General features: G+C 61.7%; 19 protein-coding genes, 2 tRNA genes and 1 pseudogene. 8 read left to right on the top strand and 14 right to left on the bottom strand.

The annotated features are described in order from the left end of the window. Window positions 1-3321 (bottom strand): isoleucine--tRNA ligase, encoded by a 3321-nt coding sequence (gene ileS / locus ABIE18_RS06870; RefSeq protein WP_499721944.1) that lies wholly within the window; start codon window positions 3319-3321, stop codon window positions 1-3. Between the two features lie 353 nt (window positions 3322-3674). On the opposite strand from ileS, the gene ABIE18_RS06865 reads away from it, so the two are divergent. After that, the gene (locus ABIE18_RS06865) at window positions 3675-4751 is read left to right on the top strand and encodes an endonuclease/exonuclease/phosphatase family protein (RefSeq protein ID WP_499721942.1); all 1077 of its coding nucleotides are present in this window, start codon (window positions 3675-3677) and stop codon (window positions 4749-4751) included. Window positions 4752-4764: 13 nt separating this feature from the next. On the opposite strand, the gene ABIE18_RS06860 is transcribed toward ABIE18_RS06865, so the two are convergent. Both ABIE18_RS06860 and ABIE18_RS06855 read right to left on the bottom strand, forming a co-directional pair. Further along, on the bottom strand, window positions 4765-5544 hold the full coding sequence (locus ABIE18_RS06860; protein WP_499721940.1) for an SDR family oxidoreductase: 780 nt from the start codon (window positions 5542-5544) through the stop codon (window positions 4765-4767). 22 nt (window positions 5545-5566) lie between these two features. Then, window positions 5567-5938 (bottom strand): annotated as a pseudogene (locus tag ABIE18_RS06855) (DUF488 domain-containing protein). Between the two features lie 50 nt (window positions 5939-5988). Here ABIE18_RS06855 and valS point away from each other — a divergent pair. Continuing rightward, window positions 5989-8610: a valine--tRNA ligase gene (valS, locus tag ABIE18_RS06850; protein ID WP_499721938.1), complete on the top strand. Its 2622-nt coding sequence runs from the start codon at window positions 5989-5991 to the stop codon at window positions 8608-8610. Window positions 8611-8982: 372 nt separating this feature from the next. Beyond that, on the top strand, window positions 8983-9858 hold the full coding sequence (locus ABIE18_RS06845) for an Fpg/Nei family DNA glycosylase (RefSeq protein ID WP_499721936.1): 876 nt from the start codon (window positions 8983-8985) through the stop codon (window positions 9856-9858). A gap of 54 nt (window positions 9859-9912) precedes the next feature. On the opposite strand, the gene ABIE18_RS06840 is transcribed toward ABIE18_RS06845, so the two are convergent. From ABIE18_RS06840 to ABIE18_RS06815, 6 genes are all read right to left on the bottom strand, one after another. Further along, on the bottom strand, window positions 9913-10542 hold the full coding sequence (locus ABIE18_RS06840) for a mycothiol-dependent nitroreductase Rv2466c family protein (protein ID WP_499721935.1): 630 nt from the start codon (window positions 10540-10542) through the stop codon (window positions 9913-9915). Between the two features lie 82 nt (window positions 10543-10624). Next, window positions 10625-11914: an ATP-dependent Clp protease ATP-binding subunit ClpX gene (gene clpX / locus ABIE18_RS06835; RefSeq protein ID WP_499721933.1), complete on the bottom strand. Its 1290-nt coding sequence runs from the start codon at window positions 11912-11914 to the stop codon at window positions 10625-10627. A 182-nt stretch (window positions 11915-12096) separates the two neighbouring features. Continuing rightward, on the bottom strand, window positions 12097-12756 hold the full coding sequence (locus tag ABIE18_RS06830) for an ATP-dependent Clp protease proteolytic subunit (RefSeq protein WP_431115470.1): 660 nt from the start codon (window positions 12754-12756) through the stop codon (window positions 12097-12099). A gap of 38 nt (window positions 12757-12794) precedes the next feature. Further along, on the bottom strand, window positions 12795-13418 hold the full coding sequence (locus ABIE18_RS06825; protein ID WP_275964122.1) for an ATP-dependent Clp protease proteolytic subunit: 624 nt from the start codon (window positions 13416-13418) through the stop codon (window positions 12795-12797). 254 nt (window positions 13419-13672) lie between these two features. After that, the gene (tig, locus tag ABIE18_RS06820; protein WP_498700391.1) at window positions 13673-15055 is read right to left on the bottom strand and encodes a trigger factor; all 1383 of its coding nucleotides are present in this window, start codon (window positions 15053-15055) and stop codon (window positions 13673-13675) included. Between the two features lie 70 nt (window positions 15056-15125). Then, window positions 15126-15200, bottom strand: a tRNA-Pro gene (locus ABIE18_RS06815). Between the two features lie 150 nt (window positions 15201-15350). On the opposite strand from ABIE18_RS06815, the gene ABIE18_RS06810 reads away from it, so the two are divergent. Continuing rightward, window positions 15351-15424 (top strand) — tRNA-Gly (locus ABIE18_RS06810). Between the two features lie 78 nt (window positions 15425-15502). Here the strand turns inward: ABIE18_RS06810 and ABIE18_RS06805 are convergent. The 3 genes from ABIE18_RS06805 to ABIE18_RS06795 form a co-directional block, all read right to left on the bottom strand. Next, window positions 15503-16408 carry an Fpg/Nei family DNA glycosylase gene (locus ABIE18_RS06805; RefSeq protein WP_499721932.1) on the bottom strand — a complete coding sequence of 302 codons (906 nt, stop codon included), beginning with the start codon at window positions 16406-16408 and terminating at the stop codon, window positions 15503-15505. After that, on the bottom strand, window positions 16408-16890 hold the full coding sequence (locus tag ABIE18_RS06800) for a ribose-5-phosphate isomerase (RefSeq protein ID WP_499721930.1): 483 nt from the start codon (window positions 16888-16890) through the stop codon (window positions 16408-16410). Before ABIE18_RS06800 ends, ABIE18_RS06805 begins: the two co-directional genes overlap by 1 nt. Window positions 16891-16964: 74 nt before the next feature. Then, entirely contained in the window at window positions 16965-17975 is a 1011-nt protein-coding gene (locus ABIE18_RS06795; RefSeq protein WP_499721928.1) for a hypothetical protein, read from the bottom strand. 130 nt (window positions 17976-18105) lie between these two features. On the opposite strand from ABIE18_RS06795, the gene pepN reads away from it, so the two are divergent. Together pepN and ABIE18_RS06785 are read left to right on the top strand one after the other, a co-directional pair. Then, window positions 18106-20673: an aminopeptidase N gene (pepN, locus tag ABIE18_RS06790; protein ID WP_499721927.1), complete on the top strand. Its 2568-nt coding sequence runs from the start codon at window positions 18106-18108 to the stop codon at window positions 20671-20673. Window positions 20674-20727: 54 nt separating this feature from the next. Beyond that, window positions 20728-21207, top strand: a complete 480-nt coding sequence (locus ABIE18_RS06785; protein ID WP_499721925.1) for an OsmC family protein — start codon at window positions 20728-20730, stop codon at window positions 21205-21207. 16 nt (window positions 21208-21223) lie between these two features. Here the strand turns inward: ABIE18_RS06785 and ABIE18_RS06780 are convergent, their stop codons facing one another. After that, complete coding sequence (locus tag ABIE18_RS06780) at window positions 21224-22255, bottom strand: Rossmann-fold NAD(P)-binding domain-containing protein (RefSeq protein ID WP_499721924.1); 1032 nt, start codon at window positions 22253-22255, stop codon at window positions 21224-21226. Window positions 22256-22342: 87 nt separating this feature from the next. Here ABIE18_RS06780 and ABIE18_RS06775 point away from each other — a divergent pair, with 87 nt between their 5' ends. Together ABIE18_RS06775 and ABIE18_RS06770 are read left to right on the top strand one after the other, a co-directional pair. After that, complete coding sequence (locus tag ABIE18_RS06775; RefSeq protein ID WP_499721923.1) at window positions 22343-23005, top strand: mechanosensitive ion channel family protein; 663 nt, start codon at window positions 22343-22345, stop codon at window positions 23003-23005. A 34-nt stretch (window positions 23006-23039) separates the two neighbouring features. Continuing rightward, window positions 23040-23453 (top strand): globin, encoded by a 414-nt coding sequence (locus ABIE18_RS06770; RefSeq protein ID WP_223949302.1) that lies wholly within the window; start codon window positions 23040-23042, stop codon window positions 23451-23453. Window positions 23454-23455: 2 nt separating this feature from the next. Here ABIE18_RS06770 and ABIE18_RS06765 read toward each other — a convergent pair whose 3' ends face one another. Beyond that, window positions 23456-24127, bottom strand: a complete 672-nt coding sequence (locus ABIE18_RS06765; protein WP_499721922.1) for a DUF8185 domain-containing protein — start codon at window positions 24125-24127, stop codon at window positions 23456-23458. Window positions 24128-24155 lie beyond the last annotated feature (28 nt).

The raw sequence follows: 24155 nt of genomic DNA, 5'->3' as shown, positions 1-24155 counted from the left end.
TCAGGCCCCTGCCTTTGCTACGGTGACGCGCGGTTCCTCGGCGCTGGAGAGAAGGACTTCCAATTCCAGGGACAACGTCTCAGTCTTGACGAGCTCAGCGTTGGCTTCCAGCGCGTCAATAACGTCCTGCTGCGCCTGGACAGACGTGCGGATGCGGTCGCTCACGTTCAGTCCAGCATCCTTGCGTGCTTGCTGGATGGCACGAACCATGTCCCGGGCGAGTCCTTCCGCAGCAAGTTCGGGAGTGACCTCGGTGTTCAGGACGACGAATCCACCACCGGGGAGCACAGAGACGGCCTTCTGGGCGGCAGCACCGCCGTCGGACGTTTCTCCGACCACAGTCTCCAGGCTGTATTCATGCGGCTCGAGCTCAAGTCCCCCAGCCACCACTACGCCGGAATCGTTCACAGACCAGTCACCGGACTTGGACCCCTTGATGGCCTGCTGCACGTTTTTGCCAAGGCGCGGACCAGCAGCCCGGGCGTTGACCACCAGTTTCTGCTCGATGCCGAATTCCTCCGGCGAAGCCGAAGCAGCGTCCAGCAAGCGTACCGAGCGAAGGTTCAGTTCATCAGCGACGACGGCGGCGAAGCCTTCCAGCGCATCTGCACCAGGTGCCACAACCGTCAGTTCCTGGAGCGGCAGGCGGACCCGCAGGTTAGCGGCCTTGCGCAGGCTTGAACCGGTGGAGCAGATCTGCTGCACGCGGTCCATTGCTTCAACCAGTTGCGGGTTGGACGGGAACAGCGAAGCATCAGGCCAGTCAGCCAGATGCACAGAGCGGCCACCTGTCAGCCCGCGCCAGATCTCCTCGGTCACCAGCGGCAGCAGGGACGCCGAGACCCGGCAAACAGCTTCCAACGCCGTGTACAAGGCATCGAATGCGTCTTCGTTCTCGTCGAAGAAGCGCTGGCGGCTGCGACGAACGTACCAGTTGGTGAGCATGTCCAGGTAGCTGCGGAGTTCATCGCAGGCCCCGGAGATGTCGTAAGAATCCAGGCTTTCGGTCAGGCTGCGGACGAGGTCCCCGGTATTGGCCATCAAATACTGGTCCAAGGTGTCGGAGTAGCCGTCGTAGCGCAGCCTCGCCTCGTACCCAGCGCCGCCGTTGGCAGCGTTCGTGTACAGCGTAAAGAAGCTGTACACGTTCCACAGCGGCAAGATGACCTGACGGACGCCGTCGCGGATGCCCTGCTCGGTGACCACCAGGTTACCGCCGCGAAGGATCGGGCTGGACATCAGGAACCACCGCATGGCGTCGGACCCGTCACGGTCCAGGACCTCGGAAACGTCCGGGTAGTTCCGCAGGCTCTTGGACATTTTTTGGCCGTCGGAGCCCAACACAATGCCATGGCTGATGACGTTACGGAAAGCGGGACGGTCAAACAGCGCCGTGGACAGGATGTGAAGCATATAGAACCAGCCGCGGGTCTGGCCGATGTACTCCACGATGAAGTCCGCAGGGTTGTGGGTGTCGAACCATTCCTCGTTTTGGAACGGGTAGTGCACCTGGCCGTAGGGCATGGAACCGGAGTCGAACCAGACGTCCAGGACGTCTTCGACGCGGCGCATGGTGGATTGCCCCTCAGCCGGCGTACGGGGGTCGTCCGGGTTGGGGCGCGTCAGCTCATCGATGAAGGGCCTGTGCAGGTCCACTTGTCCTTCGTTGTTGACCGGCAGTCGGCCAAAGTCCGCTTCAATGTCAGCCAGCGAGCCGTAAACGTCCGTACGCGGGTACTCAGGATCATCGGACTGCCATACGGGAATCGGCGAACCCCAGTAGCGGTTACGGCTGATGGACCAGTCGCGGGCGTTGTCCAGCCATTTGCCGAACTGGCCATCCTTGACGTTGCCCGGGATCCAGTTGATCTCCTGGTTCAGCTCGGACATGCGGTCCTTGAACTTGGTGACCTCGACGTACCAGGACGATACGGCGCGGTAGATCAGCGGGTTCCGGCAACGCCAGCAGTGCGGGTAACTGTGCTCGTAGCTGGCCTGGCGCACCAGTCGGCCGTCCGCGCGGAGGACCTGGGTGATGGGCTTGTTCGCATCAAAGACCTGCAGTCCCACGATGGAGGCCAGCTCTCCGTGCGCAAACAACGGCAGGAACTTCGCGCCTTCGTCCACGGACAGGACAACGGGGATGCCGGCGTCTTCACAGACCTTCTGGTCATCCTCACCATAGGCCGGCGCCTGGTGCACGATACCCGTACCGTCCGTGGTGGTGACGTAGTCCGCCACCAGGAAGCGCCAGGCGTTTTGGGTGCCGTACTTCTCAGCATCGGCGAAGTCGTTCCACAGCGGCTCGTACTCAAGGCCGGCCAACTCGGCGCCTGTATGCGTTGACACGACGGCGGCAGCTGCGGCCTCTGCGCCACCGGCACCATCTCCGTACCCCAAATCCTTGGCGTAGGTCCCCACAAGGTCAGCGGCCAGAAGGAAGCTGCCCGTGACCGGTGCTTCTGCCGACGCAGCCTTGACGCCATTCGGACCGGCGGGCAGGACAGCGTAAGCGATGCCAGGCCCGACGGCGAGCGCCAGGTTGGTGGGCAGCGTCCAGGGCGTCGTGGTCCAGGCAAGGGCCTGGACGCCTGCGAGCGCCTGTGAGAGTTCGGACGTGCCCGCCTTGATGGGGAAAGTCACCGTGACGGTCTGGTCCTGGCGGTTCTTGTAGACGTCGTCGTCCATGCGGAGTTCGTGGTTGGAGAGCGGGGTCTCGTCCTTCCAGCAGTACGGGAGCACGCGGTACCCGTTGTAGGTGAGGCCCTTCTCATGCAACTGCTTGAACGCCCACAACACTGATTCCATGTACTCGACGTTGAGTGTCTTGTAATCGTTGTCGAAGTCCACCCAGCGGGCCTGGCGGGTGACGTAGGCCTTCCATTCGTTGGCGTACTTCATCACGGAGGCGCGGCAGGCGTCGTTGAATTTGTCGATGCCCATGGCTTCGATCTGGGTCTTGTCTGTCATGCCCAGCTGCTTCATGGCTTCCAATTCAGCGGGGAGGCCGTGGGTGTCCCAGCCGAAGCGGCGTTCCACGCGCTTTCCGCGCTGCGTTTGGTAGCGCCCTACGAGGTCTTTCGCGTAGCCCGTGAGGAGGTGGCCGTAGTGCGGGAGGCCGTTGGCGAAGGGAGGGCCATCGTAGAAGACGAATTCGTTGCTGCCGTCTTTGCCTGCATCACGTTGGTCGATGCTTGCCTGGAAGGTGCCGTCTTCTTCCCAGTACTTGAGGATGCGCTCTTCGATTTCCGGGAACTTCACGGAAGCGGACACGCCCTGCGTGCCTGAAGGAGACGCTGAGGCCTTGGGGTAGTGGGTCATCTCATATCCTGTGATAGCTGGTTGACTGTCAGGATGCGAGGACGGCTTCAGTGTTTGCTGTTGCCGCGGTACCACCTCACTTACCGGGACCATGGCGCCCTTGGTGGGGGCAACGGCCGGTTCCGGCCTCTCATTACTGCTGTGACGGGCTTACCCGTCCGGTTCTACTGGGCCCTGACCGCCGTTTGGATTTCGCCATTGGCGTTCAGGGATGTTCTTCCGGAAGCTCACCGGTGATGGCCGGGTCAACGCTGGTCTCCCAAGTCTAGCGGCAGGAGAGCCCGGTACTCCACTCGCAGGATCATCCTTCGGGTGGACCAGCTGGATGCCCTCGGGTGCATAGACTCGACCCCATGACCAACCCCGCCCTTGTCCTTCCGGCCGCAGGCCCGGTAAAACGCTGGCTGGGTCGCCAGGCATCCCCCGCGTGGTCGGTCCTGGCTCTGCTCTTGGTGTTGCCTGTGGCAGGAATGTCCCTGTTCAGGGCGGTCCCCACGGAGTGGCCGCTGGTGGTGGTTCAACTGTTGTCGTTCACCCCGTGGATGGTCCTGCCCTCAGCGCTGGCGATGGTCCTTGCGTTGGTGGGGCGCCGGCTGTGGGTCATCATCACGACGGCGGCGCTGCTGGCTCTCCAATTGTTCTGGCTGTTTCCGCTGGACACCGGAAGGGCTCAAGCAGTTCCGGCCGGGACCGCGACCGTTTCCCTGAAGGTGATGAGCCTCAACAATGAATACGGTGAGGCTGACGCAAGCGCCATCGTGAAGCTGGTCCGGGAAAACGGTGTCCAACTCTTGACCCTCCAGGAGCATACGCAAGGGCTGGAAGACCGCCTACGCTCCGAAGGCTTGGAGTCAATACTGCCGAACCTTGTCACTGAACCCAACGACGACGCTTCCGGTGGCGCTGTATATTCCGTGTTCCCCCTGCAGCCGGAGGGGCTCCTGCCCGATACACCATTCCGGATGGACGTCACGCGGGTCCTCATCACAGATCCGGGCAGCGTCACAGATCCGGGCAAGGGTTCCAAGGCCACGTTGAACCTCACGAACGTACATGCTCTGCCTCCCGTTGATGAGCGGATCCAGCAGTGGCGCAGCGACCTCGTCCAGGTTGCCCGTCAGGCATCCCGGCCAGGGCATCACCTGCTGATGGGCGACTACAACTCCACCTATGACCACTCCGAGTTCCGTGCGTTGCTTGACCCTGCCCTGGGCGGTGGGCAGGACGGCAAAAAGCTCGTCGACGTCGGAACAGCCTCCGGCGGACGGTTCTCTCCCACTTGGCCGATGGAGGGACCACCCCTTCCGGGAATCGTGATCGACCATATGGTTACTTCGCCCCGGATCGGCAGCAGCGGCTACGCGGTCCACCCGGTTTCCGGTTCTGACCATGCTGCCATTGTGGCAACGCTGGTTATCCCCATCAGCTAGTACGCCAGGTGCTTCAGCTTTCCTTGCGGATGAGCTTGTGGTTGGCCGCCTGTGCCACAGGGCGGATAACGATCTGGTCCAGGTTGATGTGGTGCGGCAGCGAGACTGCGTACTTGACGACGTCGGCCACGTCTTCTGCCGTGAGGGGCTTTTCGACTCCGGCGTAGACCTTGGCGGCTGCGTCCTTGTCGCCCAGCCGGTTAAGGGCAAATTCCTCAGTGTGGACCAGTCCAGGCGCTACCTCAATGACCCGGATGTTGTAACCCACTTCTTCCAGCCTGAGGGCGTTGGTCATCGCGTGTTGGGCAAACTTTGCGGCGTTGTATCCGGCGCCGCCTTCGTAAGCAGCCAGTCCGGCGGTGGATGTCAGGTTGAGGACAGTTCCTTCCCCGTCCTCCCTCAGCATCGGAAGGAATGCCCGGGTGATCTTCATGGTGCCCAGGACGTTGACCTGGTACATCCACTCCCAATCCTCAGTATCGGCGTTCGCGATCGTGTCTGCGCCCCGGGCACCGCCGGCAATGTTGATCAGGGTATCGGCTCCTCCGGCTTTGGAAACGGCCTGCAAAAGGGCTGCGACGTCGTCGTCGCTGGTGATATCGGCCGCAAACGGAATGGCGCCGGTTTCGGCGCCCAGCGCGCCCAACCGTTCGGCCCTGCGGGCAACCGCAAAGACCTTCCAGCCTGTGGAGGCCAACGCCCGCACCGTGGCCTCGCCGATGCCCGTGCTCGCGCCGGTTACTACTGCCGTCTTGTTCTGAACTGGATGAGCCGTCTGTGCTGCCAAAGTCATGGCACCACACTATCCGCAGGCCTCAAGCATCTGCTCGGCCGAGCAGGAAGTCGCGTAACACCACGGCATGGTTGACCTGCGGATCCCGTGCGGCATTAAGCAGGGTGACCCGCGGACTCGACGCCGCCAATTCCAGAAAGGTTTGAACTGCCGCATTGCCGTCCAACTCAGCCTCGTACTGCTGCCGGAATTCGGCGAATCGTTCCTGCATGTGGGCAAACCCGGTCCGCAACGGCGGCGATGGCGCAACTTCCTTGAGTCAAAGTTCCAAGTGTGCCTTGTCCTTGGACACCCCGCGCGGCCAGAGACGGTCCACAAAAACCCGGAAGCCGTCGTCGTCAGCGGGTTCATCGTAGATGCGTTTGAGGACGAAAACGCCTTGATGGCCAGCCATGACCACATGCTACGGCAAGGCGCCGCCCTGGGCCATGAAACAATTGACGCATGGCTGAATCAACGCAGGGTACAGACACGCCCGCCACCGCCCCCATCAACGTTCCCGACAAGCCGGCCCTTGAAGGCCTGGAGGCCACGCTGACGCAGCGTTGGCTGAACGAAGGAACCTACAAGTTCAATCCGGACACCACCCGGGAGCAGGTCTACTCGATCGACACTCCCCCGCCGACCGCCTCGGGCTCCCTGCACGTGGGGCACATGTTCTCGTTCACCCAGACAGACGTCCAGGCCCGCTACATGCGCATGACCGGAAAGAACGTCTTCTACCCCATGGGTTGGGACGACAACGGCCTGCCCACCGAGCGTCGCGTCCAGAACTACTACGGTGTGCGCTGCGATCCCGCCATCCCCTACAACGCCGATTACCGTCCCCCCGCACAGCCGGCCAAGAACCAGCGCGATTTCGATGTCGTTTCCCGGCAGAACTTCATCGAGCTGTGCGAGGAACTCGCTGTCGAGGACGAGAAAGTCTTCGAGAACCTCTTCCAGACCCTCGGTTTGTCCGTGGACTGGGACCTGACCTACCGCACCATCGACGACACCTCCCGTGCAGTATCCCAGCGGGCCTTCCTCGCCAACCTCTCAGCCGGCGACGCTTACATGGCCGAGGCGCCCACGCTCTGGGATGTTACCTTCCGCACCGCCGTTGCCCAGGCTGAGCTGGAGGACCGCGAGGTTGCCGGCGCCTACTACCGCTACCCGTTCTTCACTGAAGACGGCGAAAAGATTTTCATCGAAACCACGCGCCCGGAGCTTCTTGCCGCGTGCGCGGCGCTGGTGGCAAACCCCGACGACGAACGGTACAAGCCGCTCTTCGGCAAAACAGTGAAATCCCCGCTGTTTGACGTCGAGCTTGAAGTCAAGGCCCACCCGCTCGCCAAGGCGGACAAGGGTTCCGGCATCGCCATGGTGTGCACGTTTGGTGACCTGACCGACGTCACCTGGTGGCGTGAACTGCAGCTGCCCACACGCGCCATCATGGGCCGCGACGGCCGCATCATCGCCGAGACCCCGGAATGGATCACCACCGACGCCGGCAAGGAAGCCTACGCTGCGATCGCCGGCAAAACGGCGTTCTCTGCCAAAGAAGCAGTCGTAGAGCTCCTCACTGCAGCAGGCCTGCTGGACGGCGAACCGAAGAAGATCACGCACCCGGTGAACTTCTTCGAAAAGGGCGACAAGCCCCTGGAGGTAGTGACCTCACGCCAGTGGTACATCCGCAACGGCGGGCGCGACGAAGAACGCCGCGAACGCTTGATCGGCCGCGGGCAGGAAATCAACTTCCACCCCTCCTTCATGCGCTCCCGCTACGAGAACTGGATTGCGGGCCTGAACGGCGACTGGCTCGTATCGCGCCAGCGCTTCTTCGGCGTGCCCATTCCCGTCTGGTACCCGCTGGATGCCCAGGGCAACCCGGACTACGACCACCCCATCCTGCCCTCGGATGACATGCTCCCCGTGGATCCCGCCGCAGATGCAGCCCCGGGCTTCGAGGAAGCCCAGCGCGATCAGGCCAACGGCTTCACAGGTGACGCCGACGTCCTGGACACCTGGGCCACGTCCTCCCTTACCCCGCAGATCGTGGGTGGCTGGAGCCGTGACGAGGAACTGTTCTCCAAGGTCTACCCCTTCGACCTCCGCCCCCAGGGTCACGACATCATCCGCACGTGGCTGTTCTCCTCCGCTGTCCGCGCCGACGCCCTGCAGAAGAGCGCGCCCTGGAAGCACGCAGCTATCTCCGGGTGGATCCTTGACCCGGACCGCAAAAAGATGTCCAAGTCCAAGGGCAACGTGGTAGTCCCCACCGACGTCCTGAACGAGTTCGGCTCGGACGCTGTCCGCTACTGGGCAGCCTCGGCCAAGCTCGGCGCAGACACGGCCTACGAGATCGCGCAGATGAAGATCGGCCGTCGGTTGGCCATCAAGCTGCTCAACGCCTCCAAGTTCGTATTGAACCTTGGGGCAACCGAAAACTCCGTGGTGTCCAGCGATCTCTCCGTGCTGACCAATCCGCTGGACCGGGCACTGCTCGCTCAATTGTCGGACGTTGTTGCCCAGTCCACCAAGGCCTTCGAAAACTACGACTACGCCCGGGCACTGCAGATCACCGAGTCATTCTTCTGGCAGTTCACTGACGACTACGTCGAGCTGATCAAGGACCGCGCCTACGGTGCGGCCGGGGAGTCGGAGCAAGCATCCGTGCTGGCGGCGCTGGCCACCACACTGGACTCCTTGCTGCGCCTTTTCGCACCGTTCCTGCCCTTCGCGACCGAAGAGGTGTGGAGCTGGTGGCGCACCGGCTCGGTTCACCGCGCCCACTGGCCGGCCGCACTGGAAATCGCCGACGGCGACACCACGATGCTTGGCACTGTTGGCGTAGCACTCAGTGGCATCCGCAAGGCCAAGTCCGAGGCCAAAGTGAAGCAGCGCACCGCAGTGCTCTCGGCATCCATAACGGCCAATGAAATGCTTGTTGCGCAGCTCAAGGCCGGACTCGGGGACCTGAAGGCAGCCGCGAACGCCCAGGAGATTGCGCTTCAGTCCGGCGAGGGTGAGCTGACCGTCAGCGACGTCGTCCTGGAACCTGCAGAGGACACGCCAGCCGGCTAGCAGTTCAGGCCCGTTTTTGGGCAGCCCGTTTTTGGGCAAAGGGGAAGCCCCATCAGCGTTTTGCCGTTGGTGGGGCTTCGACTTTTCGGCTGTCTGGTGACGGCTTGACAGTCTGGCGGAATCCTCGGAATTTCAGGTCTTACTACCTCGTCACTGGTAGCTTGCTTCCAACTTTGCCAAAGGCTGCGTTGGTTGCATATCACTGAATCTTTGGTTTCCGTGTCCCGCTTCTTTCGAAGTGGGTAAGAACCATTGTGGTCCCGCCGGGGAGCATGCACAAGGGGCTCGGCATAACTACAATCGTGTAGTTCTACCGGGCCCCTTCGCTTAGCTTTTCCTGCGGCCGGGGCAAAGCTATGGCAGAGTATGGTCATGCCGGAACTTCCCGAAGTGCACGGCCTGTGCACGTATCTGGACACCCAGCTCCACGGAGCTGTACTGAACAGCGTCCGCATTAACTCCATCGCCGCCCTGAAAACCGCTGATCCGCCTTACAGCGCACTTGAGGGCCGCACCATCCAGGGCACGCAGCGCTTCGGCAAGTTCATTAGCCTCGATGCTGACGGCCTGCTTTTCGTCTTCCACCTGGCAAAGGCCGGCTGGGTCCGCTACACGGAGCATCCCTCATCAGCGGGCCTCCGCATGGGCAAGAGCAACATAGCGGCCAGGCTACTGCTGCACCGGGAGGACGACGATGCCCACATCGGCCTTGACCTGACAGAAGCCGGCACCAAGAAAAGCCTGGCCATCTACGTGGTCCGGGATCCCTTGGATGTTCCCGGAATCGCAACCCTGGGCCCCGAGCCGCTCAGCCCCGACTTCGACGAAGGTGCATTGGCGGCCATCCTTAGGTCAAGCTCGCAACAGATCAAGGGACTTCTCCGCAGCCAAAGTGTTATCGCAGGGATCGGCAACGCCTACAGCGATGAGATTCTGCACGCTGCCAAAATCTCTCCCTTTGCCATCGCCAAGACGCTCGATGGCGAAACAGTACAGCGGCTCTACGATGCCATGCAGGAAGTCCTGGTGGGTGCCGTCAACGCGGCAGCTGGAAAGCCTTCCAGCGAGCTGAAGGACACCAAGCGAAGCAATTTCAGGGTGCATGCCAGGACCGGGCTGCCGTGCCCTGTTTGCGGAGATACTGTGCGTGAGGTGTCCTTCGCGGACACCTCACTTCAGTACTGTGCTACCTGCCAAACCCATGGAAAGATCCTCGCGGACCGGCGCACATCACGCTTCCTGAAGTAGGGCGCTGAGCCGCCGGGCTGGTTGGACAAGTTCCCTGGTTGAACTCAGGGCTTCCTAGTTGAACTCAGGGCTTTCCGTGCGGCTGCGCTTGAGTTCGAAGAAGTGCGGGTACCCGGCAAGGGTTACCGTGGCGTCCCAAAGCTGTCCAGCCTCTTCGCCCCTCGGAATCCGGGTGAGTACCGGGCCGAAGAAGGCCGTGCCATTTACGGCGACCACGGGTGTTCCGACATCCTGGCCTACCAGGGAGATACCGGCCTCGTGACTGGCTCGCAGCTTGACGTCGAACTCCTCTGAGTCCGCGAAGCGTGCCAGCTCAGCAGGAAGGCCTACCTCTGCCAGCGCTTTCTGGATCACGGAAGTACGGTCCTTGTTGCCTTCATGGTGGATCTGCTCCCCCATGGCGTCGTACAACGGCTTGATGTACCTGCTGCCATGGAGCTCCCGGGCAGCAATGATCACGCGGACAGGACCCCAGCTGTCGTCCATCATTGCCCTGTAATCGCCGGGAAGGTCACGGCCCTCATTCAGGACGGACAAGCTCATGACGTGCCATTCGGTCTCAATACCCCGCACTTGTTCCACCTCGCCGATCCAGCGCGATGTGATCCACGCGAAGGGACAAACGGGATCGAACCAGAAATCCGCTTTGTTGACGGACTGCTCAGGCAAATTCTGTTCGGGCACAGGAAACTCCTCGACAAGAGTGAAAACGGGCGTGGGGCGACGCAGAATAAGTGAAACCGCCGCTTATTAGGCCAACGGGTGGCTAGGCCGACTTATTCCGGCGCTTCGCTACGACGTCATGGCCAATCATGGTCGGCTGGGCCTTGTTGTCCACGACGTCAGCGGTGATGACCACAGTTGCGATGTCATCCCTGCTCGGGAGATCAAACATGACTGGCAGCAACACTTCTTCCATGATGGCCCGCAGGCCACGGGCGCCCGTGCCGCGCTCAAGAGCTTGGTCAGCGATGGCATCCAGCGCGTCGTCGTCGAATTGCAGCTCCACACCATCCAACTGGAACATCTTCTGGTATTGCTTCACCAAAGCGTTCTTGGGCGTGGAAAGGATCTGGATCAACGCAGCACGGTCAAGATTCGAGACCGTAGTGATCACCGGCAGGCGGCCGATGAACTCCGGAATGAGTCCGAACTTCAGCAGGTCTTCGGGCATGACTTCGCCATAGGTGTCCACGTTGTCCCGGACCTCGTTGAGCGGCGCTCCAAAGCCGATGCCCTTGCGCCCGGACCGGGAACCGATGATGTCCTCGAGACCGGCAAATGCGCCTGCCACGATGAAGAGCACATTCGTGGTGTCGATCTGGATGAATTCCTGGTGCGGATGCTTACGTCCGCCCTGTGGCGGCACGGAGGCAACTGTGCCTTCGAGGATCTTCAGCAGGGCCTGCTGGACTCCTTCGCCCGAGACGTCCCGGGTAATCGAGGGGTTCTCACTCTTGCGGGAGATTTTGTCGATCTCGTCAATGTAGATAATGCCTTGTTCGGCTTTCTTGACGTCGTAATCGGCGGCCTGGATGAGCTTGAGCAGGATGTTCTCGACATCCTCGCCGACGTAGCCTGCCTCCGTGAGCGCCGTGGCATCGGCTACAGCGAACGGAACATTTAGCCTGCGCGCGAGCGTTTGCGCCAAGTACGTCTTGCCACAGCCGGTTGGGCCAATCAGCAGAATGTTGGACTTGGCGATCTCCACATCCTCGTGATGCGGGCCCTCACCAAGGCTGCCCGCCTTGGGAGCATGACCGGCCTGGATGCGCTTGTAGTGGTTGTAGACGGCAACCGCCAATGACCGCTTGGCAGGTTCCTGGCCGATGACGTATTCCTGCAGGAAATCGAAGATCTCCCTGGGCTTGGGGAGTTCAAAGCTGCCCAGGTCCGAAACTTCCGCAAGTTCTTCTTCGATGATCTCGTTGCAAAGCTCGATGCACTCATCGCAGATGTAGACACCGGGCCCGGCAATCAGCTTCCGTACCTGCTTCTGGCTCTTTCCGCAAAAAGAACACTTCAGCAGATCCGTGCTCTCGCCAATCCGAGCCATGTGGGAATCCCTTCGTTACATGCGGGTGATGCGGCACCGTGCCGTACTCAAGTGTGCGGCCTGGCCGGGGTTGGCACCACCGTGACACCATCCACTCTAGGTCACAATGGGCTGCTTGGGTGGAAACAGAACGCCGGTGCGGTTCATATTTCGCGAACCGCACCGGCGTCGATTTCCGTATGCTACCTGGCAATTGCCTGGGGCTTGATCTTGCGGGAGTCCAGCACCTGATCGATCAGGCCATAGTTCATGGCCTCGGCCGCGGTGAGGATCTTATCGCGCTCGATATCGTTGTTGACCTGCTCGGACGTGCGGCCGGAGTGGTGTGCCAGCGTGTCCTCAAGCCATGTACGCATGCGCATGACTTCAGCAGCCTGGATCTCGAGATCGGATGCCTGGCCGCCCTGGCCGCCGGACAATGCCGGCTGGTGGATCAGCACGCGTGCGTTCGGCAGCGCCAGTCGCTTGCCGGGAGTTCCCGCCGCAAGCAGGACAGCAGCCGCGCTGGCTGCCTGGCCCAGGCACACCGTCTGGATCTCCGGACGAATGTACTGCATGGTGTCGTAGATCGCCGTCATGGCCGTGAAGGAGCCACCTGGCGAGTTGATGTACAGCGTGATGTCGCGGTCCGGATCCGTCGACTCAAGGACCAGCAGCTGGGCCATGATGTCATCGGCAGAAGCGTCGTCAACCTGGACACCGAGGAAGATGATGCGGTCCTCGAACAGCTTGGTGTACGGGTCCTGGCGCTTGAAGCCGTACGGTGTGCGCTCTTCGAACTGGGGCAGGACGTAGCGGCTGGTTGGGAGATTACCGGCAGACCATCCGAAGTTGTAGTTCATGTCAATACTCCTGGGGTTTCAGTGGTTCTTGGTGCCGGTTAGTTTTCGGAGCCTGGCTCGGAGTTCGACTGGTTGGCCGTTCCACCGCCACCAGCTACCGAGCCTGCGTGAGCCGAGATCTTGTCGAAGAAGCCGTACTCCAAGGCCTCGGTGGCCGTGAACCATTTGTCGCGGTCATTGTCCTTGAGGATGGTCTCCACAGTCTGGCCTGTCTGTTCAGCGGTGAGTTCCGCCATGACCTTCTTCATGTGCAGGATCAGCTCGGCCTGGATTTTGATATCCGAGGCAGTGCCACCGATTCCACCGGAAGGCTGGTGCATGAGGATACGGGCGTTCGGGGTGGCGTAACGCTTTCCCTTGGTCCCGGAGGAGAGCAGGAACTGGCCCATGGAGGCAGCCAGGCCGGTGGCAACAGTGACAACATCGTTGGGGATGAACTGCATGGTGTCGTAGATGGCCATGCCAGCCGTCACGGAGCCACCTGGTGAGTTGATGTAAAGGTAGATGTCCTTCTCGGGGTCTTCAGCCGAGAGGAGGAGCAGCTGGGAGCAGATGGCGTTGGCGTTCTCGTCACGGACTTCAGAGCCAAGCCAGATGATGCGCTCTTTCAGCAGGCGGTTGTAGATGTAGTTGTCCTGGGCGGCGGGATCGACAGTTGCCATCCGGGGAGCCTCTGATTGCTGTGACATAAGTACTTACCTCTCGCTGGTGCCAGTGACCTCACTGAACTTCACTACTTGGACACTAACCGTTTTCAGGGACGATTTGTTCGCCGGAATCGCGCTGTTCGCTGACGGCGCACGATTGGAGCGGGCCCGCAGATCCAGCACGATGATTGTATGCGGGCTTGTCCGTTCAGGGCTTAAAACAAACCGACCCCGGATCTGCTGATCCGGGGTCGGTTGATGCTTTTTTACTAGAACTTCACAGCTGCGGGGTCATCGCTGGCAACAACATCCGCTTCCTCGCCGGCTTCGGCGGTCGCTGCCTCATCAGCAGCAACTTCGCCGGCAGGGCGGACGAAATCGCTCAGGTCAACCTTGTTGCCTTCAGAGTCGACCACCTCGGCCTGGCCCAGCACAACAGCCAATGCCTTGCGGCGGCGGACCTCGGAAACCATCATGGGGACCTGGCCGCTCTGATCGATGATCTGGGCGAACTGGTTGGGATCCATGCCGTACTGGCTTGCGGTGCTGACGATGTAGTCGATCAGCTCGTTCTGGCTGACGTCAACCTCTTCCTTGTCCGCAATGGCGTCAAGGATGACCTCGTTCTGGAAGGCGCGCTCCGTGTTTGCCTTGACCTCGGCGCGGTGCTCCTCGGTGTCGTGGTCACCTTCGCCGTGGGCGTTCTCCGGGTTGAAGTGAGCTTCAATCTGCTCTTCGACAACCGAAGCCGGAACGGGGACCTCGACGAGCTCTACAAGCTTGTCCAGAACCTTGTCGCGGGCCTCAACACCCTGTCCGACAACCTTTGAATCGGCAGCCTGCTTGGCGAGGTCCTCGCGGAGCTCAGCAAGGGTGTCGAATTCCGAGGCCAGCTGTGCGAAGTCGTCGTTGGCTTCAGGAAGCTCGCGCTCCTTGACGGCCTTGACAACAACCTTGACCTGGGCTGCCTCGCCGGCGTGGTCGCCGCCAACGAGCGTGGTGTCGAAGATTGCTTCTTCGTCTGCGGACAGGCCGGTCACGGCCTCGTCCAGGCCCTCAAGCATGGTGCCGGCACCAACCTGGTAGGACAGGCCGGAGGCCGAGTCGATTTCTTCGCCATCGATCGTGGCGGTGATGTCGATCGTGAGGAAGTCCTCGTTCTGGGCGGGACGCTCCACGGACTTCAGCGTGCCGAAGCGGCCACGCAGTTCATCCAGGGCCTTGTCGACGTCTTCAGAGGAGGACTCAGCCGCAGCAACCTCAACCTTGATGCCTGCGTAGTCCGGCAGCTCGATCTCGGGGCGAACGTCAATCTCCACCTGGAACTTAAGCTCGCCATCGGTTGCGGACGGGTCCGGAACCTCGGTGATCTCAACTTCGGGACGGCTCAGGGGGCGAACACCCGTTTCCTGGACAGCGGCCTGGTACCAGCCGTTGAGGCCATCGTTGATGGCGGTTTCCAGGACGTAGCCACGGCCAACACGCTGGTCAATCAGCTTGGACGGAACCTTGCCCTTGCGGAATCCGGGGACCTGGATCTGCGAAGCAACGGTCTTGTAAGCGGCATCGATGCTCGGCTTCAGTTCCTCAAAGGGAACCTCAACGTTGAGCTTGACCCGCGTGGGGGTGAGGTTCTCGACAGCGCTCTTCACAGTCTAAGTACTCCTGAATTTGTGGGTATGGGGTTCTGCCGCATCCCTGAGGCGGACACGAAACACAGAGTCGGGGTGACAGGATTTGAACCTGCGACTTCCTGCTCCCAAAGCAGGCGCTCTAGCCAAGCTGAGCTACACCCCGAATGCACAGGACAGTCTACGGGCAAGCGGGCCCGGAATGCACATTTGACACCGCCGCCGGAATTAGGTTTAGTTGTACCCGGCTTCAACAGCCACCGGGAAGATGTCCTGAGCGAGAGATCCATGGAAGGATCCAGCAGGAGATCCATCCGGGGACGTAGCTTAATGGTAAAGCCTCAGTCTTCCAAACTGATTACGCGGGTTCGATTCCCGTCGTCCCCTCCAGTAAAAAAGCCCCAATCTTCGGATTGGGGCTTTTTTGTTGTTACGACCGGCAGCCGCTGTTACAACTGACAAGCGCTGTTACAACTGACAGCCAGGGCACCAATACAGTTTGCGGGCGCCGATTTCGGCCATGCCTACCAGCGTCCCGCAAGCCCTGCAGGGCTGCCCTTCGCGCTTGTAGACAAAGTGGGCATCGGCGTCGGTCGCTGAGGCGCCGTTACCGGTCCACAGAGCTGGCGGTGTGGTAACAATCCGACCGTCGCGGACGCCGTCGGACATTGCAAGGACGGCGTCATCCCACAACCTGCCCGCCGTCGCAGCATCAATCGTGTTTCCAGGAGTCCATGGATCCACCGCCTGACGAAAGAGGACCTCGGCGCGGTAAATATTGCCGACCCCGGCCAACACCGATTGGTCCATCAACAGCAAGGCCACGGCCGTCTTGCGGCGTCGCAACCGGCGGATGAACTCGTCCCGGTCCCCCGGCCGGTTACGCAGCGGATCAGGGCCCAGTCGGCCCAGTACGGCTTCGGCTTCATGGGACGTAACAGCGGCGCAAGTGGTGGCTCCACGAAGATCGGCCCAGCCGTTGTCCGACACCAAGCGGGCGCGGACGGCACCCACAGGGGCGGGAGGCCCGGCGTAGTCCACCTCAGCACCGGACTCCACCTCGGTACCAGATGAAGCAGTCTCGCGCTCACCGATCCGGCGAGGCGCGCCAATGCTGGAGGCTCCCGTGAAGGAGCTATCGCCGCCAAAGCTCCAAGCACCATAAAGTCCAAGGTGAACGTGGAGGAAAAGATCGTGGTCGAACCTCAGGAACAGCTGCTTCCCGTGGGCAGCAGCCTCAACCATCACATGACCGCTCAGAAGCTCCGCGCCGGGCGTGAATCTCCCCTGCGGACTGGAAACCTCCAAACGCCGGCCGCCAAACACATCGTGGAATTGGCGGGCCAGCCTATGGACGGAGTGCCCCTCAGGCACTACTGGACGATCTCGCCGGTGGTTTCGTAAGCCGCGATCTTGCCGATACGGCGGATGTGGCGTTCATCTTTGCTGAAAGGTTCCTGCAGGAAGGCCTCAATGAGTTCGGTTGCTTCTTCCACCGTGTGCTGGCGGCCGCCAACGGCCACTACGTTGGCGTCGTTGTGCTCGCGGGCGAGCTTGGCGGTTGAGAGGTTCCAGGCCAGCGCCGCACGCACACCCTTGACCTTGTTGGCGGCAATTTGTTCACCATTGCCCGAACCACCCAAGACGATGCCCAGCGCGTGCACGCCTGCTTCCTGGTCGGCCACCACCGCAACTCCTGCGTTGATGCAGAAGGACGGGTAGTCATCCAGCGCGTCATATTCCTTGGGTCCGTGGTCCACAACCTCGTAACCCTTGGCGGTGAGGTGGCTGACCAGGTGGGCGCTGAGTTCCATGCCGGCGTGGTCGGTGGCGATGTGGACGCGGGGTGTAGTCACAGGAAGTCCATTCTTTCTCTGGCGCGCCGGTAGGCACCTGGCCGGGCGCGGCGGTGTGGGATGCGCTACCTAGGTTACCGCGCCCCGGGTTGCTGGGGTTGCCCGCCATGATGGGCCCGCTCGGCAGCCCGGTTCAGGATTCCGGCGAGTTTGTCCGCGGTTGCCGCAGTCCCTGCACTGAGCGCAACCCTGCCTCCATTAAGTTTCCTTACGACGACCGCCGGTCCGCTGCTGACGAGCATCGCTGTTGCGTCGTCATGATGCCGCCAGCCCCACCCACCAAAGTCTGCAGCTTTCACGTCGGCCGGAGCTGCTGTCGCGATATCGACGGCGGGAACGGTCAGGACCGGCACAATGCCACCTGCGAAGACCTGCAGCCCTCCCCTGTCCGCCCGAACGCGGGCGAAGAGGAATCCAGCACCAACCAACGCCGCCGCCGCTACCAAGGCTCCAAGCCATGGGACGGCTATCGCGATCAGGACGGCTGGAAACAGGGCGGACACGATGATCATGACGAAAACTGAACTGCGGGCATGGACCCACATGCGGAGCGTATCCCGTGCGAGCTCCGGGTCTGTCACGTGCAGACGTTCGGCTTCGAGGGCTGCATCATCTTCCCTCGTCCACCGGGGATCCGGTTTGAAGGCGAACATGAGGACGACGCCCAAAGACACGGCCGCACCGCACCCCATGGCGAGGACGATCGGATCAACGTGGGAAGCGCGCGCGTCCCCTAGTCCGGATTGCCCTACCAATCCGGCAGCCAGCACTGTTGTCACGAAGAGGCTCACCATGAGGCCAAGGCCCATCATGACCCGGCGCATCACCACGGGCCGCGAAAGCGGCACGGCCTGCAGGAAGGCGACCCAGCCGAAAAAAGTGATCAAGGCTGCGCCGCCGGCCACATAGGCGCCGAAAGGAGCAAAGGCACTGCCGCCGTCGGCGTTCCACATCACGGCTACCGGATCGGGAAGATCGCTTCGCACCATCTGGGCGCATACGACGAAACCCATGGCCAGCAGCAGCGGAAAGGCGAGTGCAAACCTGAGTGCGCGGATATCAAGTGACTCCCTGAACGTTCCCATGGTCCAACGCTACTCCGTGCCGGCGACACTGTGGTGGCACCTCCTTGCCATCAGCGCTTGGAGTGAAAGAATGGCTTCACACCATCGACCGACCTGCCCCGGCCGGCCACCCCAACCTCTGGAGGCACACTTGCCAGGCCTTAACCTGACGCGCGACGAAGCCGCGCAGCGCGCTGAATTACTCAACGTCGAGTCCTACAACGTCACCCTGGATCTGACCAAGGGCACCGCGGTCTTCGGATCCACCACCGTGGTGAAGTTTTCGGCCAAGGCTGGAGCCTCGACGTTTATCGACGCAGTAACCGAGAGCGTTTACAGCGTTACCCTCAACGGCACCGAACTGGATCCCGCCGAGGTATCCGATGGCATCCGCATCCACCTTCCAAACCTTGCCGCCGAGAATGAACTCATAGTCGTCGCCGATGCGCGCTACATGAACACCGGCGAGGGCCTCCACCGCTTCGTGGATCCCGTGGATGGGGAGGTCTACCTCTACACCCAGTTCGAGGTTCCGGATTCCCGGCGAATGTTCGCTGTCTTCGAGCAGCCGGACCTGAAGGCCAGCTTCACGTTCACCGTCACTGCTCCCTCGCACTGGGACGTCGTCTCCAACTCACCCACGCCGGTACCGGTTGAAACTGATGCAGGCGAGGACGGCGGCGCGAGGTCCGTGTGGGAATTCACTCCCACGCCGCGCCTGTCCTCGTACGTCACCGCCCTGATAGCCGGGCCGTATCAATCCGTCCGTTCCGAGGTGACAAGTTCGGATGGCAGGGTCATTCCGCTCGGCGTGTTCGCGCGCAAGTCCTTGATGCAGTACCTGGATGCAGACAACATCTTCGAACTGACGCGTCAGGGCTTCGAGTTCTTCGAGGCACAGTTCGGTTGCCCGTACCCCTTTGAAAAGTACGATCAGCTGTTCGTCCCGGAGTTCAATGCCGGTGCGATGGAAAACGCAGGTGCTGTGACAATCCTGGAGGGCTACATCTTCCGCGGCAAGGTTGCCGGTGCACAGATTGAGCGCCGCGCCATCACGGTCCTGCACGAGCTCGCGCACATGTGGTTCGGGGACCTGGTGACCATGCGCTGGTGGAACGACCTCTGGCTCAACGAGTCCTTCGCCGAGTACATGTCCCACCTGGCCGCCGTGGAAAACACGGCCTTCGACCGGGCGTGGACCACCTTTGCCTCAGTGGAGAAATCGTGGGCCTACCGGCAGGACCAACTGCCCACCACCCACCCGATATTCGCGGAAATCAACAACCTTGAAGACGTGGAAGTCAACTTCGACGGCATCACCTATGCCAAGGGAGCCTCTGTGTTGCGGCAGTTGGTGGCCTGGGTTGGACCCGAGCAGTTCATGTCAGGTGTGCGCACCTATTTTGCCAAGCACGCCTGGAAGAACACCGAACTCGCTGATCTCATGGTGGAACTTGAAGCCGCAAGCGGCCGTGACCTGGACGTATGGGGCAAACTCTGGCTGGAAACTGCCGGTGTGAACACCCTCGCTCCGGACGTGGAGGTGGATCAGGACGGCACCATCACCGCGTTCGGCATCCTGCAGTCCGCGGTCGATGAACAACCAACCCTCCGACCTCACCGCCTTGCGGTGGGCTTCTACAACCTTTCCGAACAGGGCAAACTGGAGCGGACGCATCGCGAGGAGCTGGACGTCGAGGGCCCCCGGACCGAAGTCCCCGCCCTGGCTGGCCTCGCACGCCCGGACCTCATCCTGCTCAACGATGACGATCTCGCCTACGCCAAGGTACGCCTGGACGCCCACTCGCTGGCCACGGCGAAAGCGCATCTCAAGGATTTTGCCGTGAGCTTGCCCCGCACGCTGGTCTGGGGTTCGGCGTGGGATGCAGCAAGAGATGGAGAAACTCCTGCGCGCGGCTACGTCGAACTGATCCTGGCAAACATCGCAGAGGAAACAGACTCCTCGGTGATCCTCGTCCAACTGCGGCAGCTTGCCACAACGCTGACCTACTATGTGGCAGCCGAGCACAAGCTGGAGGCAACGATCGCGGCTGCCGACAAGCTGTGGGACCTCGCGTCGGCCGTGGAAGCCGGCTCGGATGCGCAGTTGCAGTTCGTGAAGTCCTATGCGCAACTTTCACGGAGCGCAGATCAGCTGGACCGTATCCAAGCGCTCCTGGACGGGACCGACACGCTTGAAGGCCTCACCGTTGACCAGGACATGCGGTGGGAGCTGCTAACCGCTTTGGTGGCGGGCGGCAGGCAGGGCCAGGAGCGCATCGACCAGGAACTCGCCCGCGACAACACCTCTACGGGCCAAAATGCCGCAGCACAGGCCAAGGCCGCTATTCCCACAGCGGAGGCCAAGGCTGCGGCGTGGGATTCCATTGTGGTCAAGGGCGAACTCTCCAACGCCCTGCAAGCCTCAGCGGTGGCCGGCTTTATGCGGGTGCCGGACACCACCCTGCTGGAGCCGTACGCGGAGAAGTACTTTGAAGCGGTCCCCGGGATTGTCAAAGAACGCACGCACGCCTTGGCCCAGCAGATCGTCGTGGGCCTCTACCCGGCGCAGCTCACCACCCAAGCCACAGTGGACCGCACGGACGAATTCCTCGCGGACCTGCCCGAAGAAAGTGCAGCGCTGCGCCGCATGATGTTGGAAAACCGGGACGCCGTGGCGCGGGCGCTCCGTGCCCGGGCAGCGGACGTGGACGCCTAAGCAGCCCGTTGAGGCCTGTGCGGACGCAGTTGGTCAGATGGCTAAACTGTCCGCATGGGCCTCAACGAACACCACTATGCATTGACAGTCCGCTGGACGGGAAACCTGGGCGGGGGCACGGAAAGCTACCGGGGGTATGCACGGGATCATGACATAGAAATTCCCGGGTTGCCCACCCTCAAAGGTTCCGCAGATCCAACGTTCCATGGTGACCGGACGCGCTACAATCCAGAGCAACTCCTGCTTGCTGCCCTGTCGCAATGCCACATGCTCTCCTTCCTGCACGTGGCGGTAAGACATGGGGTTGTCGTGACTGGCTATGAGGACAACGCCGAGGGCGTCATGAAGCTAAATCGTGACGGCAGCGGTCAGTTCGAGAGCGTGACCCTGAAGCCTCACGTCACCATCGCAGACCCGGCTCATTCGGCATTGATGGCGCAACTTCACCACGAAGCCAACCAGGTCTGTTTCATAGCCCGCAGCGTCAACTTCCCCGTTCTGCACGAGCCAATCACGACGTCGGCAGCGGCCTGAGGCTGTTGAACCCGCCTTAGGTCCGTTGTTCCCGCAGCAGTCCTACCAGCCTGCGTTCGGTTTCACGGCTTAAGCCTGCCTTCCGCTCCCTTTCCAGCCCCAGGCTTCGCTCGTAGTCCAAGGCGTCCCGGAGAGTCTCCTGCCAAGGGCGCAATGTCATACCGAGCGCCTTCGCTGCTTGGTTGGTCCGCGCTTGGAAACCGTCGTGGTCCGATGGCAGCCAGAGGGGAAGTGAGTCCGGCCCGGCCCAGTAGTCGACGCCTTGCTCCGCCAGCCAGTCTTCGTCTGCCTGGACAGTTTCGCTCAACGGCAGCCTGGGCTCCGTGCCTGGGTGCGTCCCCTGGTCTACGGCCACTCGGCTGGACTCCGCAATGTACTCACTGAACGGGACTACATCTCCCAACGCGTTGTACGTGCCCGTCAGGCCCATCTCTGCCCCTTGAATGATCCAGCTGGCGAGGTCGCGGACGTCGATGACCTGGGTGGCGTCATCTGGAATGTTCGGCAGTAGAACCGGCTCAGTATTGGCCGCAAAGCGCGCAGGCCAGTAGCCGTAACGATCAGAACCGTCCCCTGGGCCTCCGATCAGACCTGCCCGCACAATGTGGGCTTTCTGCCCCACCAGCGTGAGCGTCATGTGCTCGATCGCAGATTTTGATTCGCCATAAGTCTCCGGAGTGCCCGCTTGCCCGCTCGGCAACGGCTCACGGAGGGCCGCGCTTTCATCGGCGCCGGGAACCGAATGATCCGCATACACGGAGCAGCTGGACACGAACGTCCAATGGCGCGTACGCGGCCCCAACACTTCCAGGGCATCCCGCGCCTGAACAGGATCCCGGGACACGTCAACTACCGCGTCCCAGCTGCCGTTCACATCCTCATAGGCTGCACTGCCCAAGCCGCGGTCGCCACGTAACCAGGTAACGCCGTCGGGCGGGTTCGCCTGGGTGCCACGGGCAAGACAGGTGACGTCGTGCCCTGAGGCAAGCGCCTGCTTAGCGATTTGAGCTGAAAGGAAGGCAGTACCGCCAAGGACCAGGATGCGCATACCGTCACGCTACGACGATAGGGTTGGACGTGGACAGAGTGTTCCGCGCCCGGCGAACACGGGCCGACCACAAGGAGTTATTCCACCTTGACCTCCATCCCCCTGGCGGAAACCATCACCATCGAACCGGAGAAAATCGACATCGTTTCGATCCTCATCACCTTGGGCGTGGGCCTGCTGGTGTGGATCGTGGCGCGATTCATCATCCTGCGCATCACGCGGCGGGTGTCCGCGGGCAGTTCCTTCTTCAAGAAGCCCCACTTCAAATGGGTGCAACCCGCAATCCGCGCACTGGATCACGAACGCCGATCACAGCGCGCCGAAACCATCGGCACTTTGCTGACAAGCCTCGTGAGCGTCGTGGTTGTGGTGATCGTGATCATTTACGTCCTCAAGTTCATGAACGTGGACGTCGCGCCCCTGCTGACAAGCGTGGGAATACTGGGTGTCGCTATCGGTTTCGGTGCACAGCAGCTGATCCGTGACTTCCTCGCCGGTATCTTCATCACCATCGAAGACCAGTACGGAATAGGCGATGTGATCGTCACCAGCGAAGTGATTGGTACCGTTGAATCAGTGGGCCTGCGCATCACGCGGGTCCGTGCTGAAGACGGAGCCATCTGGTATCTGCGAAACGGTGAAATCCTGCGCGTGGGCAACCGCTCGCAAGGAGACTACGTTCCGTTGGAGTCGCCGGAAACCGACGACAATGATGCTGCCAAGAAGGCTGAGGAGAAGGCCAGTGAGTGACACGAACCCCCAAGCTGGTCCACGACGCCAGCTGATGCAGAACGATCCCTTCAGCCAACCCGCCTACACCGACAGCTTCTATGCAGCCGTGGGCGGGCACGATACTTTCGTGAAGCTGATTGACGTCTTCTACGACGGCGTTGCGCAGGATCCGCTCCTGCGGCCCATGTACCCCGAAGAAGACCTGGAACCGGCCAAACGGCGTTTCCTCATGTTCCTGGAGCAATATTGGGGTGGTCCCACGACTTACAGTGAGGAGCGCGGCCATCCACGCCTGCGGATGCGCCACATGCCCTTCCGCGTCACGCCCGAAGCGAAGGACCGCTGGCTCTTCCATATGCGGACAGCGGTGGACTCACTGGGGTTGTCGCCCCTTCATGAGGGAACGCTTTGGGATTACATGGAACGCGCTGCCCTGACCATGGTGAACAGCCCCTCGGCCGTCTAAGCCTAGAAGCCCAGACCCAAGCCTGCGCCCGTGCGGACCAGTACATGGCCCCGAGGACCACTTAAGCGGAACCACCGTCCGTTGCGGAACAGCTGCTGTTCGCCCGCGCCCAGGAATCCCAAGGCGAAGGCAGCAAAGGCCGCGCCAGCAGGCAGGTCACTGAGTCCAGGGAACCCTCGTCCCCACACGGCGGTCCGGGCCGTATTCACAACGGCAGCTCCGGCGGCAGTGGGCACAACGCCAGCCACCTCTGCAATGCCGGCTTCCGCTGCTGACTTCAGGTCGGCGTCGGGAACCGTCCCCAGGACTTCCCAACCGCTCCTGGGCGCGCCGACGCCAGCCCAGGACTCAGAAACCGTCGACGGCGGGATGGGCAACTCGACGTCATCGGCGCCGGAGCGGGCAAGACGGTCCATGACCGAAGCAAGCGTCACTGTGACATCCGCCTGCGCCGGCTCTGCCAGCGCCATGGTGCGTAACCCAAGGATTGTGGGGGTTGATTCCCCCAGAATGCGTGGCCTGAGCACACACACGTACGCGGCCAATACCTGGCCTGCGGCCTGGAGGCGGATGGCGCCGTCATCGATGCTCTTGGCACGCGTGACATATGTCCGCAGGTCAACGAGGTCGCTGGGATCGGCAAAGCGGAAGGACTGGGTCAAGAGGTCGGTCACATCATCGACTCTACCGGCATGTCCGCGG

This window comes from Arthrobacter sp. 2762, assembly GCF_040548745.1.
Classification (GTDB): domain Bacteria; phylum Actinomycetota; class Actinomycetes; order Actinomycetales; family Micrococcaceae; genus Arthrobacter.
Note: the sequence above shows the minus strand (reverse complement) of the source record. Positions and strands in the feature narration are given on the sequence as shown.

Bases quoted from the DNA above. Each gene is read 5' to 3' on its own strand.
- ileS (WP_499721944.1), bottom strand. From the start codon at position 3,321: ATGACCCACTACCCCAAGGCCTCAGCGTCTCCTTCAGGCACGCAGGGC.
- ABIE18_RS06865 (WP_499721942.1), top strand. From the start codon at position 3,675: ATGACCAACCCCGCCCTTGTCCTTCCGGCCGCAGGCCCGGTAAAACGC.
- ABIE18_RS06860 (WP_499721940.1), bottom strand. From the start codon at position 5,544: ATGACTTTGGCAGCACAGACGGCTCATCCAGTTCAGAACAAGACGGCA.
- valS (WP_499721938.1), top strand. From the start codon at position 5,989: ATGGCTGAATCAACGCAGGGTACAGACACGCCCGCCACCGCCCCCATC.
- ABIE18_RS06845 (WP_499721936.1), top strand. From the start codon at position 8,983: ATGCCGGAACTTCCCGAAGTGCACGGCCTGTGCACGTATCTGGACACC.
- clpX (WP_499721933.1), bottom strand. From the start codon at position 11,914: ATGGCTCGGATTGGCGAGAGCACGGATCTGCTGAAGTGTTCTTTTTGC.
- ABIE18_RS06830 (WP_431115470.1), bottom strand. From the start codon at position 12,756: ATGAACTACAACTTCGGATGGTCTGCCGGTAATCTCCCAACCAGCCGC.
- ABIE18_RS06825 (WP_275964122.1), bottom strand. From the start codon at position 13,418: ATGGCAACTGTCGATCCCGCCGCCCAGGACAACTACATCTACAACCGC.
- ABIE18_RS06795 (WP_499721928.1), bottom strand. From the start codon at position 17,975: ATGGGAACGTTCAGGGAGTCACTTGATATCCGCGCACTCAGGTTTGCA.
- ABIE18_RS06785 (WP_499721925.1), top strand. From the start codon at position 20,728: ATGGGCCTCAACGAACACCACTATGCATTGACAGTCCGCTGGACGGGA.
- ABIE18_RS06780 (WP_499721924.1), bottom strand. From the start codon at position 22,255: ATGCGCATCCTGGTCCTTGGCGGTACTGCCTTCCTTTCAGCTCAAATC.
- ABIE18_RS06770 (WP_223949302.1), top strand. From the start codon at position 23,040: ATGCAGAACGATCCCTTCAGCCAACCCGCCTACACCGACAGCTTCTAT.